Annotated in this window: 13 protein-coding genes; 7 read left to right on the top strand and 6 right to left on the bottom strand. The window is 71.1% G+C overall.

Annotation, left to right across the window (positions count from 1 at the left end; genetic code table 11):
- The first annotated feature begins 246 nt into the window (after positions 1-246).
- The gene (locus ABZ642_RS21635) at positions 247-960 is read left to right on the top strand and encodes a chaplin (RefSeq protein WP_360486297.1); all 714 of its coding nucleotides are present in this window, start codon (positions 247-249) and stop codon (positions 958-960) included.
- 281 nt (positions 961-1,241) lie between these two features.
- Positions 1,242-2,096, top strand: coding sequence for a GNAT family N-acetyltransferase (locus ABZ642_RS21640; protein WP_360486300.1), 855 nt, complete (start codon positions 1,242-1,244; stop codon positions 2,094-2,096).
- Here the strand turns inward: ABZ642_RS21640 and ABZ642_RS21645 are convergent.
- Positions 2,048-3,298 carry an MFS transporter gene (locus tag ABZ642_RS21645; protein WP_360486303.1) on the bottom strand — a complete coding sequence of 417 codons (1,251 nt, stop codon included), beginning with the start codon at positions 3,296-3,298 and terminating at the stop codon, positions 2,048-2,050. The two genes, ABZ642_RS21640 and ABZ642_RS21645, sit on opposite strands and share 49 nt — an antisense overlap.
- 59 nt (positions 3,299-3,357) lie before the next feature.
- On the opposite strand from ABZ642_RS21645, the gene ABZ642_RS21650 reads away from it, so the two are divergent.
- Positions 3,358-3,732, top strand: coding sequence for a MerR family transcriptional regulator (locus ABZ642_RS21650; RefSeq protein WP_360486306.1), 375 nt, complete (start codon positions 3,358-3,360; stop codon positions 3,730-3,732).
- Positions 3,733-3,850: 118 nt separating this feature from the next.
- On the opposite strand, the gene ABZ642_RS21655 is transcribed toward ABZ642_RS21650, so the two are convergent.
- On the bottom strand, positions 3,851-4,114 hold the full coding sequence (locus ABZ642_RS21655) for a GlsB/YeaQ/YmgE family stress response membrane protein (RefSeq protein WP_360486309.1): 264 nt from the start codon (positions 4,112-4,114) through the stop codon (positions 3,851-3,853).
- A 218-nt stretch (positions 4,115-4,332) separates the two neighbouring features.
- Between ABZ642_RS21655 and ABZ642_RS21660 the strand changes: the two genes are divergently transcribed.
- Positions 4,333-5,763: a hydrolase gene (locus ABZ642_RS21660; protein ID WP_360486312.1), complete on the top strand. Its 1,431-nt coding sequence runs from the start codon at positions 4,333-4,335 to the stop codon at positions 5,761-5,763.
- Here the strand turns inward: ABZ642_RS21660 and ABZ642_RS21665 are convergent.
- Together ABZ642_RS21665 and ABZ642_RS21670 are read right to left on the bottom strand one after the other, a co-directional pair.
- A complete protein-coding gene (locus tag ABZ642_RS21665; RefSeq protein WP_360486315.1) occupies positions 5,750-8,500 on the bottom strand; it encodes an exo-beta-D-glucosaminidase in 2,751 nt (916 codons plus the stop codon). The two genes, ABZ642_RS21660 and ABZ642_RS21665, sit on opposite strands and share 14 nt — an antisense overlap.
- A gap of 112 nt (positions 8,501-8,612) precedes the next feature.
- Positions 8,613-9,800 carry an ROK family transcriptional regulator gene (locus ABZ642_RS21670; RefSeq protein ID WP_360486318.1) on the bottom strand — a complete coding sequence of 396 codons (1,188 nt, stop codon included), beginning with the start codon at positions 9,798-9,800 and terminating at the stop codon, positions 8,613-8,615.
- Between the two features lie 139 nt (positions 9,801-9,939).
- Between ABZ642_RS21670 and ABZ642_RS21675 the strand changes: the two genes are divergently transcribed.
- The 3 genes from ABZ642_RS21675 (at position 9,940) to ABZ642_RS21685 (ending at position 12,837) form a co-directional block, all read left to right on the top strand.
- Entirely contained in the window at positions 9,940-11,409 is a 1,470-nt protein-coding gene (locus tag ABZ642_RS21675; protein ID WP_360486321.1) for an APC family permease, read from the top strand.
- 62 nt (positions 11,410-11,471) lie between these two features.
- Entirely contained in the window at positions 11,472-12,014 is a 543-nt protein-coding gene (locus tag ABZ642_RS21680; protein ID WP_360486324.1) for a GNAT family N-acetyltransferase, read from the top strand.
- Positions 12,015-12,069: 55 nt separating this feature from the next.
- Complete coding sequence (locus ABZ642_RS21685; RefSeq protein ID WP_360486327.1) at positions 12,070-12,837, top strand: metalloregulator ArsR/SmtB family transcription factor; 768 nt, start codon at positions 12,070-12,072, stop codon at positions 12,835-12,837.
- A 75-nt stretch (positions 12,838-12,912) separates the two neighbouring features.
- Here ABZ642_RS21685 and ABZ642_RS21690 read toward each other — a convergent pair whose 3' ends face one another.
- Together ABZ642_RS21690 and ABZ642_RS21695 are read right to left on the bottom strand one after the other, a co-directional pair.
- The gene (locus tag ABZ642_RS21690) at positions 12,913-13,353 is read right to left on the bottom strand and encodes an SPW repeat protein (protein WP_360486330.1); all 441 of its coding nucleotides are present in this window, start codon (positions 13,351-13,353) and stop codon (positions 12,913-12,915) included.
- A 200-nt stretch (positions 13,354-13,553) separates the two neighbouring features.
- Positions 13,554-14,144 (bottom strand): sigma-70 family RNA polymerase sigma factor, encoded by a 591-nt coding sequence (locus ABZ642_RS21695; protein ID WP_360486333.1) that lies wholly within the window; start codon positions 14,142-14,144, stop codon positions 13,554-13,556.
- Between the last annotated feature and the right edge of the window lie 146 nt (positions 14,145-14,290).

Here is a 14,290-nt window from a genome sequence, read left to right on the forward strand (position 1 = left end):
GGAACAGGGCTTTCGATCACCATAAGGGGGTCCCGGTGGGCCCGCCTCCCGGCGAGCGGCCCGGACCGGGGTGCCGTATCGTGCCGCGATCACCGGCTTCAGGCTCCTAACACGGTTTTGCCCCGGGTTCGATAACGATGTCACTCGATGGGGTGAAATGTGGATAAGCCATAACTCGCATGGTGCGGCCACTGTTTAACCGGTGCGGGCGAGCGCCCGCGACAATTTCTGGAAGGCAGGGAACCTATGAAACGGGTTACCCGAAACGGTGTGATCGCCGTCGCCGCCGCCTCCGGTGCGATGGCCGTGGCGGTCCCGTCCTGGGCCGACTCGGGCGCGGACGGCATCGCCGCCGGTTCGCCCGGAGCGATCTCCGGCAACGGCATTCAGCTGCCGGTGCACGTCCCGGTGAGCGTGTGCGGGAACACCGTGAACGTGGTGGGGCTCCTCAACCCGGCGGCCGGCAACACCTGTGTGAACGAGGGCGGCGGCGCCGCTGACGGCAAGTCCGGCGGCTCGGCCTCGACCGGCGACGCCGGTGTCGGCAAGTCCGGCGGCTCGGCCACCACCACCGGCGGCGCGTCCGCGCAGGGCGCCGAGGAGGACTCGCCCGGAGTGATCTCCGGCAACGGCATCCAGTTGCCGGTCGATCTCCCGGTCAACGTGAGCGGCAACAGCGTGAACGTGGTCGGGGCACTCAATCCGGCCACCGGCAACACCTCCGTGAACACCTCCGGCGACCACCCGAGCACGCCGGATACGCCCACCACGCCCACCCCGACCCCGGTCAAGACCCACCCCGGTCCGAAGACGGACCACCCCGCCCCACCGCCGGCCGCGACGACCACCCTCGCCCACACCGGGACGGAGCTCACGGGTGCCGCCGCCGCGGGCAGCGCGGCGCTGCTGCTCGCCGGGACCGCCCTGCACCGACGCTTCAGGCCGGGCCGTATGCGCTGACCCGTCCGACGCGCTGCCGAGGCGGCGCGCCGAGAAACGTGCCTGCAGGCCCCACCGGACCCCGACCGGTGGGGCCTGTGCCGTGTGCGTGTCCCGGCCCGCCGCCTTCAACAAGCCTGCCGACGCGCTCTGTTGCACACGCCGACGGCTTGATCCCGGCGTGGTGCGGCGCCCGGTGATCGGGAAGGATGCTGCGGACGCGGCGCCGCCCGCCGCGCTGTCCGACCGCACCGTGTGGGCGGCCCGGGCCGCCCTGACCAGCCGCTGAATGGAGCGCATCGATGACCTCTCCGGCCCCCCAGGACCTCGTCGTCACCCAGGCCACGCCCGAGGACTGGCCGGTGGTCCGCGGCTGGGCCGTGGACGAGGGCTGGAACCCCGGATTGTCGGACCTCCCCGCCTTCTTCGCCCAGGACCCCGAAGGGTTCTTCATAGGCCGCGTCGACGGCGCACCGGTGTCGGCCGTCTCCGTCGTCAACCACGGCCCCGACTACGCCTTCCTGGGCTGGTACCTGGTCCGCCCCGACCTGCGCGGCCGCGGCCACGGCCTCGCCACCTGGAAGACCGCACTGGCCCACGCCGGCACCCGCACGGTCGGCCTCGACGGTGTGGTGGCCCAGCAGGACAACTACCGCCAGTCCGGCTTCCAACTGGCCTACCGCACCGCCCGGTTCGTGGGTCACGCCCCGGCCGCCGAGATCCCCGCGGGCGTCCGCCCGGCACGCGCCGCCGACCTGCCGGCCGTCACCGCGTACGACAGCGCCTGCTCCCCGGCCGACCGGCCGCGGTTCGTGGCCGCCTGGCTGACCGGCGCCGGCCACCGGGCCTTCGTCCGGCACGACGGCGACCGCCTCACCGGCTACGGCGTGATCCGCCCCGGCCACGACTGCCTGCGGATCGGCCCCCTGTTCGCCGACACCGCCGAGGACGCCCGGGCCCTGTTCACCGCGCTGATGGCCGAGGCGGCCGGCCGGCAGGTCGCCGTCGATGTGCCCGAGATCAGCACGGCGGGCGTCGCCCTCGCCGAAGAGACCGGATTCACCCCCTCGTTCGAGACCGCCCGCATGTACACGGGCCCGGTCCGCGACTACGCCCTGGAGCGGGTCTTCGGGGTGACGACGCTCGAACTCGGCTGACCGGCCGGGCGGCCGCGTCCCCGGCCGCCCGGGAACGCGTGGCGTCGGCCCAGCGTGACGACCACCAGCGCGACCGACACCAGCGGCAGCGCGGTCCAGGGCAGCGCTGCCGCGCCCAGCCGGTCCAGGACGAGGCCGCCGGCCAGCGAACCGGCGGCGATGCCCGTGTTGTAGACGGTGGTCTGCAGCGAGGTCGCGACCTCCGCGTCGGCGGGCCCCGAAGCGTCCACCAGCGCCGTCTGGATCAGGGTGGGCGCCCCGCCGAAGGCCACGCCCCACAGAGCGACGGCGCCGACCAGCACCGCGGGCGTGCCGGCGTACCGGCCGAGGACCAGCAGCACGGAGGCGAACAGCGCCAGCGCGGCGAGCAGCGTGCCCCGCGGATGCCGGTCGACCAGGAGGCCCGTGACCCAGATCCCGGCGACGGTGGCCGCGCCGAACACCGCCAGCAGCAGTCCGGTACGGCCCTCGCCGAACCCGGCGTGCCGCGCGAACGGCGCGAGGTAGGTGTACATGGCCTGGTGCCCGAGCAGCAGGAACAGGGTCACGGACAGCACAGGGCGGATGCCCGGCCGTGCGGCGACCTCCAGGAACGGCGCACGCACATGCGGCGGTTCACCGGGGAAGTCGGGCACCCGCCACCGCACCCAGCCCACCAGCGCCGCGGCGAAACCGGCCAGGGCGGCGAAGGCGGCACGCCAGCCGACCGCAGCGGCCAGCGCCGTACCGGCCGGCACGCCCAGGGCCAGCGCCAGGGTGATCCCGGCGAGGGCGACCGCGATCGCCCGGCCGCGCCGCCCGGCCGGCACCATGCGGGCCGCGTACCCGGCGAGCATCGCCCACAGTGTCCCGCCCATGGCTCCGGCCAGCAGCCGGGCCGCGAAGCTGAGCGCGTAGGACGACGACAGCGCCACCAGGGCGTCGCTCACCGCCAGGCCGATCAGCGCGCCGCCCAGCACCCGGCGCCTCGGCAGCCCGCGCAGGGCGGCGGTGAGCGGGATCGCCGCCAGGAAGGAGGCCGCCGCGTAGCCGGTGACCAGGAAGCCGACCCGGGACTCGGACACCCCGAGCGCCGGGGCCATCGAGGGCAGCAGCCCGGCAGGGAGGAGTTCGGTCAGCACGGCGGTGAAGGCGGTCGCGGACAGGGCGAGCAGCCCGGACCAGGGCAGCGCGGCGCCCTTGACCTGGGAAGAGGTGGTCATGCGACCATGGTCGGACTTTGACACCAGTGTGAAGGCAAGCGGGCGCCGCGGAGGCCGCGATGAGGATCGGTGAACTCTCCCGCCGCACCGGCGTGCCCACCCGGCTGCTGCGCTACTACGAGGAACAGGACCTGCTCCACCCCGACCGCGCCGACAACGGCTACCGGTCCTACGGCGAGGCCGCGGTCCAGGACGTCCAGCAGATCCGCGGGCTGCTCGACTCCGGGCTGACCACGGAGATGATCCGCGCGATCCTGCCGTATCTCTCCGGGCCCGAGCAGATCCATCCGCCGCGCGAGTGCGTGACCCCGGAGACGGCCGCACTGCTCAGCGGGCACGTCGAGCGCATCCAGGCCCGCATCGACTGCCTGGCCCGCAACCGGGACCGGCTCGTCGCGTACCTGGCCGTGGTACGGCCGCAGGGCGACCGGTAGGGACTGTCCCCGCGGTCGCCCCGTAGCGTGTTCCGTGTGTCTGGCGCGGTTCGGCGGTCCGGCTAGGCGATGTGCCGGGCCGCGGGTCGGCCGTAGCCGGTCGCGCGGGTTCCCGTGTTCACCGGCGGGCCCTGGTCCGGTCGAGCGCCGCCACGCCCAGCGCCGCCAGCGCGATCTGGATGAACCACTCGATCCAGTCCGGCCCCTTGGTGTCCGCCACGCCGAAGCCGGCCGCGATCGCCGAGCCCAAGAGCGCCGCCACGATGCCGACGACGATGGTCAGCAGAATGCCGATGTGCTGGCGGCCGGGAACGACCAGGCGCCCCAGCACACCGATGATGATACCGATGATGATGGCACTGATGATGCCCGAGATCTCCATGTCCGCCCCTCTTCGTCTGTACCCCACTGAAGTCCAATCTGCCCGCTCAATGGGCAGGCAGTCCCCTCCGGTTGTTACAGCGGTTTTCTGTTCACCGATCCGACATGCCATGTACCTTTCAATGAGTCGACGCGTGTAGAAATCTCAACCAGGTTCTACGCGCGAAGAGTTGGCGTCCCCACCGCCTCAACCCCACCCCCCTCATGGAGGTTCGCCGGATGTTCGGATCCAGCAGATCCCGCCACAGAATCACCACCGCCCTGGCCGGGTTCGCCCTGCTCACCACGGGAGCCGCCCTCCAGGTCGGCACCGCGGCCACCCCCGCTCACGCGGCCACCACCTACCGCGTCCTGTTCGACGACGGCCACGCCGAGGAGGCGGGCAACGCGGACTGGATCATCTCCACCAGTAAGCCCGACCCGCTCTCCCAGGACTCCTCGCCCTCCTCGGAGACGGACTGGACCGGCGCCCTCTCGTCATGGGGCGTCGCCCTCCAGAAGACCGGCAGCTACAGCCTCAAGACGGCCACCAGCGCACTGACGTACGGCGGTTCGTCGACGACCGACCTGTCGAACTTCGACGCGCTGGTACTGCCCGAGCCGAACACGCTGTTCACGACGGCCGAGAAGACGGCCATCATGAACTTCGTGAAGAACGGCGGCGGCCTGTTCATGGTCTCCGACCACACCGGTGCCGACCGCAACAACGACGGCGAGGACGCCGTCGAGATCTTCAACGACCTGATGACGAACAACAGCGTCGACTCGACCGACCCGTTCGGCTTCTCGATCGACACGCTCGACATCAGCTCCGGCTACCCGGCCGCGATCAGTGACAGCACCGACCCGGTTCTGCACGGCTCCTTCGGTACCGTCACCAAGAGTCTGATCGCCGACGGCACGACGGCGACCCTGAAGCCGACGGACAACTCCGCCGTCAAGGGTCTCCTCTACCGCAGCGGTTACTCCGGCAACACCGGCGCCTTCTTCGCCACCAGCACCTTCGGCAGCGGCCGCGTCGCCTTCTGGGGCGACAGCTCCCCGATCGACGACGGCACCGGCCAGTCCGGCAACACGCTGTACGACGGCTGGAACGACAGCGGCGCCACCAACGCGGCCCTCGCCCTGAACGCCACCGCCTGGCTCGCCGGGGGCGGCAGCAGCGGCGGTGGCGGTGGCGGTGGGGGCGGCGGCACCTGCACCGCGGCCCAGCTGCTCGGCAACCCCGGCTTCGAGTCCGGCAACACCACCTGGACCGGCAGCAGCGGGGTCATCACCAACTCCAGCAGCGAGGCCGCCCGCACCGGCTCGTACAAGGCCTGGCTCGACGGCTACGGATCGGCCCACACCGACACGCTGTCCCAGTCGGTGACCATTCCGTCCGGCTGCTCCGCGACCCTCAGCTTCTATCTGCACGTGGACACCGCGGAGACCACCACCAGCACCGCCTACGACAAGCTGACGGTGACCGCCGGATCCACCACCCTGGCCACGTACTCGAACCTCAACGCGGCCTCCGGATACGTCCTGAAGAGCTTCGACGTCTCCTCCCTCGCGGGCACCACGGCCACCATCAAGTTCAGCGGCGTCGAGGGGTCGACCCTCCAGACGTCCTTCGTCATCGACGACACCGCGCTCAACGTGAGCTGAGCCCGGCGGACGGTTCCGGCGCGGCTGCCGGAACCGTCCGCTCCGCCGCGTTCCAGCCGGAGACCCGCACCCGGGGCTCCGCGCCGTGCAGATCGGCGGTGCGGTAGGTGGCCGTCAGGGTCGCCGACTCGCCCGGCCACAGACTGACCTCGTTGTCCGACCAGCGCACCGGTAGCACCGGCCTGCCGTTCGCGTCGACGAGATGGACGTCCGTCAGCAGCGCCGGAGTCTTGTCCGTACCGGCGTTGCGGACCGTCACCGTGGTGGTCGACGTGCCGTCCGCGGCCGTGGTCGACGCCGTGGCCGTGACCGGCACCTGGGCCATCGACGTCAGCCCTTTCAGATCCGCGTGGCTCGTCGTCGGCGTGTGCCACCAGTCGGTCTTCGCCCAGTCGAGGGTGTCCGCCTTGGTGGAGAGCCAGTAGACGTTGCGGCTCACCTCCTGGCCGGCCGCGTCGGTCAGGACCAGCCGTACCAGGTACGTGGACGGCAGTCCGCTCACCGACGCCGGCAGGGTGAGCGCGGTGGTGTGCGCGCCGTCGCCCTTGACCGAGAGGCCGGTGACGGTCCGGTCGTAGCGCTGGGTGCCGTCCGGGTCGAAGAGCGTCGCCCGCGCGGTGAGCCGGGACGCGGCGGCGTGCCGGTTGTTCACCACGGCCACCGAGCGGTCGTCGTACGAGTACTGGACGTGCAGCGGCTCGTTGGCCTTCTTCGCGCCGAAGTAGGCTCCGCCCTGGTCGAGGTAACGGTCCATCAGCTGCCAGTGCAGGGACGTCCAGCCGCTGTTGAACATCCAGTAGACGACCCCGGTGGACGGCTTGGCGGCGTCCGTCTGGTTGCGTCCGTACGCCTCGTACTGGGCGCGGACGTTCTCGTACTGGGCGAGCTGCGCCTTGCGCACGTAGTCGGTGAGGCTCTTCGGGGCGCCGTAGCGGCCGGCGAGGGCGTCGTCGTAGACCTTGAGGGTGCCGAAGACCGGGGAGGGGGAGCGGTGGTACTGCTTGAGGTCCGGGTACTTCCAGAGCGTGTCCAGCTCGGCCGGGGTCATCATGCGGCGCAGGGTGTCGAGGGTGGGGATGTCGGGGCCCGCGCTGGTCTCGGAGTTGAAGCCGGTGGCGCCGCCCTCCCGCTTGGCGTACCAGTAGTTCGGCGGGATCCAGTCGTAGGGGCCGGTCATCTTCATGCCCGAACTGCCCAGCTGCGGAGTGGAGTTGTCGGAGGCGGCGGAGACCACAGGGGCGGCCCAGTCGGCCGCCTTCAGGGCGTCCAGGTAGGTCTTCTCGATCTTCGCGTCGGGTGCGAAGTCGCTGCCGATCAGGAAGGAGACGACGCTCGGGTGGTCCCGCAGCCGGGCGGCCTCGGCGGCCATGGAGGCCTGGGCGACCGGGTAGTCGGCGGCCGTCCACTTCTCGCCCCGCTCGCCGTCGCCGTTGACCTGGCCCTCCCACTTGTCGCAGCACTCCCAGCCGGGCAGGGTGAGGATGCCGTACCGGTCGGCGATGTCGAAGAACTCGTCGGGCTCGATGTGGCCTTCCAGGCGGATGGCGTTGAGGCCGAGGTCGAGCGCGTACTTCAGGCGGTCCTCGACATAGGTCCGGTCCCAGCGCAGGAACTCGTCCGGTGACCAGCCGCCGCCCTTGATCAGCAGCCTGCGGCCGTTGATCGAGTACTGGCGGGCGCCGTCGGAGTTCAGCGGTGCCCGGACGTCACGGATACCGAAGCTCTCGTGTGCGGTGTCCGACGCCGTGCCGGCTACGGAGGCGGTGAGGTCGAGGTCGTACAGCGGCTGGCCGCCCATACCGGCCGGCCACCACACCTTCGGGGAGGTGAGGTGCAGACCGGGCACGTCGGCGGGGGTGAAGGTGACGGTCTTGCTCTGGTGGGCGGCGAGCGCGACCGACCTGGTGACGGCCACTCCGGCGACCGTACCGGAGACCTCGGCCGTGACCGGCGTGTCGGAGTCGTTGCGGGCCTGTGCCTTCACCGTCAGGTCGGCCGTCGCCAGGGAGGGCATCGCGAGCTTCGTCACCACGTGCGCGTCGCGGAGCGCGACCGGGCCGCCCCGGCGGACCAGGACGTCACGGACGATGCCCATGTTCTGGTCGGGCGGCGGCTGGAGCCAGTCGATCCAGCCCATGGTGAGGTTCTTGTCCGGGTCGTTGGGCTGGATACGGAAGGCGACCGTGTTGGTCCCGGCCCCGACCAGCGAGGTGACGTCCAGCTCGTGGTGTGTGTAGGCGCCGGTGACGTCCGCGGTCGTCGCGACCCGGTGGCCGTTGACGTACACGTCGGCCGCCGAGATCACCCCGCTGAAGTCCAGGTAGGTGCGCTGCGAGGGGTCCGCCACGGTGAAGTCGCTGCGGTACCACCAGGGCACCTGGAAGGGTGACTTGGGGATCTTCTGCAGGTTGGTGGAGACGAACGGGTCGTCGTAGACGCCGTCGGCGAGGAGTGCGGCCAGCACCGTGGAGCGGGGGCCCGCCGGATACCAGCCCTTGGCCGGATAGCCGGGGGAGGAGACCGCCGCCGCCGAGTCGCTCACGTCGGCCGTCGACCGGATCGCGTAGCCGGACAGCGCGGTCTGCGACCCGGCGGTGGACGGCACACGGGTGATCCGGGCGGGCCCGTGGGCCGGGTCGCGGGCCCCGGCCCAGGCGCTGGTGTTGAGTGAACCGAGCAGGCCCAGGGCCACGGCGGCCGTGGCGAGGCGGTGTCCGGGGGCGCGGCGAGGGAACACGGTGGTCTCCAGGCTCGTAAAGTTAGGAAACTTTACTAACCCGGCTCAAGCTAGGGTCCCGAGTGGGCCGTGTCAATCACCGTGGCGCCCGCGCGAGTTGGCGGCGGCGGATTCAGGACGCGGCCGACCTGCGCTGGAAGACCAGGTCACGGGCGGTGCCGAGGGCCGTGGCCACCGCGCCGAGCAGCACCGCGTCCTCGCCGAGCCGGCTGGGCGCGAGCTTCGGGCGCAGCGGGGTGAGCGTGCGCAGATGGTCCCGCACCGGGCGCAGCAGCAGGTCGACGCTGTGGCCGACCCCGCCGCCGAGCACCACCAGGTCGGGGTCGAGTACGGCCGCGGCGGCCGCCACCGTATGGGCGATCCGCTCGCCCTCCAGGCGTACCGCCTCGACGGCGGCGGGGTCGCCCTGCCGGGCCGCGTCGAACACGGACTTCGCGGTGAGCTGCCCGGTCATCCCGAACCGGCGCGCCGCCTCGACCACGGCCACCCCCGACACCGCGTCCTCCAGCCGCTCCGGCTTGCGCTGCTGCCCTGGCCACGGCAGGAAACCGATCTCCCCGGCGAGCCCGTGCGCCCCCGTGAACAGCCGTCCCTCGCTGACGACCCCCATCCCCAGACCGGTGCCGATCATGATGTACGCGAACAGCCGGCTGCCCGCCCCGACGCCGTACGTGTACTCGCCGAGCGCCGCGAGATTGGCGTCGTTGTGCACCTCCAGCGGGACGCCCAGTTCCTCGTGCATCCGGTCGAACAGCCCGGCGCGCCCCCAGCCCGGCAGGTGCATCGCGTACCGCACCCGCCGCTGCCGCTCGTCGTACACACCTGGCGTGCCCACCACCCCGTGCACCACCTCGGCCGGATCGACCCCGGAGTTGGCGACGACCTGCCGTGCGGTGGTGACCAGCAGGTCGGCCATGGCGCCCGAGCCGCGGGCCCGGTTGCGCACGTCGGAGCGGGCGACCAGGGTGCCGTCCAGGTCGGCGACCGCCACCCGCAGCCAGCCGCGGCCCACGTCGACGCCGAGCGCGTATCCGGCCGCCGGGTCGGGGGCGTACAGCACGGCGGTGCGGCCGCGCTCCGGGGCGTGGGTGCCCACCTCGTGGACCAGACCCGCCGACTCCAGTGCCGCGAGCGCGCTGGAGACCGTCGGTTTCGACAGGCCGGTCTCGCGGGCGAGTTGGGCACGGGAGGCGGAACCGAGCAGGCGCAGCCGGTCCAGCAGCAGCCGCTCGTTGGTGCTGCGCAGTCGCTGCCGGCTCCAGGGCTGTTCCTGCTGCTCTACGACGTCGCTGGCGGCCATCACACCATTCTCACCGATTCCTGACGCATACTTGACGCATCTAGTAAGGCTCCTTAACTTTATCGGCCATCCCGCCGAATCGGCCGCCGTCCGTCGTCAGCGTCCCGCCTCTTCCCCAGCGCCTCGCTCAGGAGCCCCCATGTCCGGTAGTCCCGGTAGTCCCCTCGGTCCTGGTAGCCCGCCGTCCGACGGCGGTTTCGTCCGGCGCGTCGGCCTGTTCCAGGCCACCGCCATCAACATGAGCCAGATGTGCGGCATCGGACCGTTCGTGACCATCCCGCTGATGGTGTCCGCGTTCGGCGGGCCGCAGGCGGTGATCGGCTTCGTCGCGGGCGCCGTGCTCGCGCTCTGCGACGGTCTCGTCTGGGCGGAGCTGGGCGCCGCGATGCCCGGCTCCGGCGGGAGCTACGTCTATCTGCGCCAGGCCTTCCAGTATCGCACCGGACGCCTGATGCCGTTCCTGTTCGTCTGGACGGCGATGCTCTTCATCCCGCTGATCATGTCCACGGGCGTGGTCGGCTTCGTGCAGTACCTGGGCTATCTCGCCCCCGGTCTCGGCCAGACCTCCGGCGACCTCATCGGGCTCGGCATCATCGCCCTGGTGGTGCTCCTGCTCTGGCGGGGTATCGAGCACATCGCCCGGATCACCGCCGTCATGTGGACGGTGATGATCGCCTCGGTGGTGCTGGTGATCGCCGCCGCGGCCTCCGACTTCAGCCCGCACCTCGCCTTCACCTACCCGGCGCACGCCTTCGACCTGACCAGCGACCACTTCTGGCTGGGCTTCGCCGCGGGCCTGACCATCGGCATCTACGACTACCTCGGCTACAACACCACCGCTTACATGGGCGCCGAGATCAAGGACCCGGGCCGCGTCCTGCCGCGCTCCATCCTCTTCTCGATCGTCGGCATCATGGCCATCTACCTGATGCTGCAGATCGGCACGCTCGGCGTCGTCGACTGGCAGCGCATGACGAACCCGGGCGACATCGCCTCGACCTCGGTGGCCTCGGCGGTCCTGGAGGAGACCTGGGGCAAGGGTGCCGCCGACACGGTGACCGTGCTGATCCTGATCACGGCCTTCGCCTCGGTCTTCACCGGCCTGCTCGGCGGCTCCAGGGTGCCCTACGACGCGGCCCGCGACCGGGTCTTCTTCCGCCCCTACGAGAAGCTCCACCCCAAGCACCGCTTCCCGATGCTGGGCCTGGCCACCATGGGCGTGATCACCGCGATCGGCTTCCTGATCGGCCGCCACACCGACCTGGCCACGCTCATCCAGCTGCTCACCACCGTGATGGTGATCGTGCAGGCACTGGCCCAGATCGTGGCGCTCACCGTGCTGCGCCGCCGCCAGCCGACGCTGAAACGGCCCTACCGCATGTGGCTCTACCCCCTGCCGAGCATCGTCGCCTTCGCCGGCTGGTGCGTGATCTACGGCTACGCCGACAAGAACTCCCCGGGCCGTCACCCCATCGAGTGGTCCCTGGCCTGGCTCGCCCTCGGCTGCGTGGCGTTCCTGATCTGGGCGCGCCTGGAGAAGGTGTGGCCGTTCGGCCGCAAGGAGATCAACGAGGAGTATCTGGCACCCGAGAGCCCGGTCGCGGTGTAGTCTGCGGAAAACACGTCAGCCTCACCCGGCATGCTCAACTACCGCCGGGTGAGGCTTTTTTCATGTCCGACACCACGGAAACCGCCGATGTCGTCGTCCGCCCGGCCGCCGTCGAGGACCGCCCTGCCGTCGAACGGCTGTGGCTGATGTTCCACCACGACCTGTCCGAGTTCCGCCGGCACCTGCCCGACCCCGACGGCACGTTCCGCAGCGAACGCGTCGAGGACGCCTTCTCCTCGCCCGGCTGGGCGCCCTACCTGTTCGTACAGGGCGGCCATCCGGTCGGCTTCGCGTTCGTCCGGGGCCTGGACGCGCCCGTGCGGGTGCTCAACAGCTTCTTCGTGGTCCGCGGCGCACGCCGGACGGGCCTCGGGCTGCGTACCGTCCGTGAGGTCCTCACCCGGCATCCGGGCGGCTGGGCGATCGCGTTCCAGTACGAGAACCCCGGCGCCGTCGCCTTCTGGCGGCGGGTCGCGACCGACCTCACGGGCGACGCCTGGACGGAGGAGACCCGCCCGGTGCCGGGCCGGCCCGAGCTGCCGCCGGACGTGTGGATCTCGTTCGATCTGGGGGACCGAGCGCACACCGGAAGCCGTCGACCTTGACATGCAGTTATTTGCCTGCATAACTTTGAGTGTGCGATCAGAGGACGACAGTGGGATGGACCAGGTCTTCAAGGCGCTGGCCGACGACACGCGCAGACGGTTGCTGGACCGCCTGCACGAGCAGAACGGACAGACGCTGGGCGAGCTGTGCGAGCGCATCGTGATGACCCGGCAGTCGGTGACCCAGCACCTGGCCGTCCTGGAGGCCGCGAACCTGATCAGCACGGTGCGGCGGGGGCGGGAGAAGCTGCACTACCTCAACCCCGTGCCGCTCCACGAGATCCAGGAGCGGTGGATCGACAAGTTCGAGCGCCCGCGCCTGCGCGCGCTCGGCGACCTGAAGCGACGAGCCGAGGAAGCCATGAGCGACCAGCCCAGCTATGTCTACGTCACCTATATCGCCAGCACCCCCGAGAAGGTCTGGGACGCCCTCACGGACGCCGACCTGACCGCCGTCTACTGGGGGCACTCCAACGTCTCCGACTGGCGACCCGGCTCCCGCTGGGAACATGTGCGCACCGACGGCTCCGGCATCGCCGACGTGGTCGGCACCGTCGTCGAGAGCGAGCGTCCGACCCGGCTGGTCACCAGCTGGGCCGCGCCGGAGCATGAGGGGGAGCCGGACCGGCACTCCCGGGTCACCTTCGACATCCAGCCGCACGCCGACATCGTCCGGCTCACCGTCACCCACGAGGACCTGGACGGCGAGGACGAGCTGCGGGCCATCTCGGCCGGCTGGCCGGCCGTGCTGTCCAACCTGAAGTCCCTCATCGAGACCGGCAGTCCGCTCCCGCAGGAGCCCTGGCTGGTGCCCGGCCGGTGAACAACGCGGCGGGGCCGGTCCGCCGTCACCGGACCGGTCCCGCGTCCTCCCTTCCAAGGGGGAGTTCGGTGTTGCCTACGACATGGGCGTCCGCCGGGCCGCCGAAGCGGCACACACCAGCCCGAGGCAGAGTGCCAGCGCGCCGATGATCACGTTGTTGATGATGACGCCCGTGTCCGGGCTGCGGCCGACCACCCAGGGCGCGATGATCATCCAGATGCCCAGGGCGCACATGGCCCAGCTGAGGCCGTACATGCGTTCCGGGGCCCGGGTGAAGCCCAGTGCCAGCAGGCCTATGGCTATGCCCATGATCAGGTTGTGGGTCATCAGCGCCGGCTGGCTCGCCGCGTAGTGAAGGATCCACGGGGAGGCCGCGCAGTACAGACCGAGCAGGAACACCGGTCCGTCCACGAGGGCCACATCACGACCGCCGAGCATGCGGTCGTAGCGCTCCCGCATCTCGCCTACATCGGGGTGGCTCGATATGTCGCTTCTGCCGTGCGAGACGTTGGCCATGAGTCGTCTCCTTTGACTGTGCAGGCCTGACCGCGTCTGGTGCGTGCGTTATACGCCGCTATCAGACATTCTGCTCTTATTTCCCCTTTATGTGTAGAGCGGGGCGTGAGTGCCGGAGCAGGCAGGGTGTATCGACCTGTGCGCGGTTCCGCACCGTTTCTGCAGCGAAAAGACGTACGGGTGGCGAACCGGTGAGCGGCTCAGCCGCCCGCCTCCTGCTGGAGACAGCCGTGCAGCCGGCGCAGGCCGCGGCGGGCGTGACTCTTGACCGTGCCCAGCGGCCAGCCGGTGCGTTCCGCGATCTGGGTGTGGGTGAGGTCCTCGTAGAACGCCAGCCGGAGCACCCGCTGCTGAGGGGCGGGCAGCTTGGCGAGTTCGTGCAGGACGATGACCCGGTCGAGGGCCGCGTCGGGCTGCCGGGCCGCGGGATCGGCCAGGGCGAGCGACGAGCCGGCCGATGCGACCAGGGCGAGCCGGCGGGTCCGGGCGGCCACCGCGTCGGCGATCTTCCGCCGGGTGATCCCCGTGATCCAGGCGCCGAACGAGCCGCGCTCCGGACGGAAACCCCCGCGCCCGCGCCACACCCCGAGGAACACCTGCTGGGTCACGTCCTCCGCCTCCCTGGCATCGCCCAGGGAGCGCCAGGCCAGCGTGTGCACCAAGGCCGACCAGCGGTGATAGGCCGCCTCCAGGCAGTCCTCGTCACCCGCCACGACCCCCCGCGCGAGCTCCTCGTCGGTGAGGGACTCCGCCGCCGGCACCGACGCGACGGCACTGTCCTGCGGGCTCATGACGGCGGCTCCTCACGTCGCACGTCCCCCTGCGGGGGAGACTCGGCCCGGCCGGGCCGCTGCCGGAAGGGCGGACTCGGGACGGCCGCCGCGAGCCCTGGCACCGCCATCGTCCGAGGGACCGAACCAGGTCCTCAACTCGCATC

It is taken from the genome of Streptomyces sp. NPDC007157, assembly GCF_040634235.1.
Classification (GTDB): Bacteria; Actinomycetota; Actinomycetes; order Streptomycetales; family Streptomycetaceae; genus Streptomyces.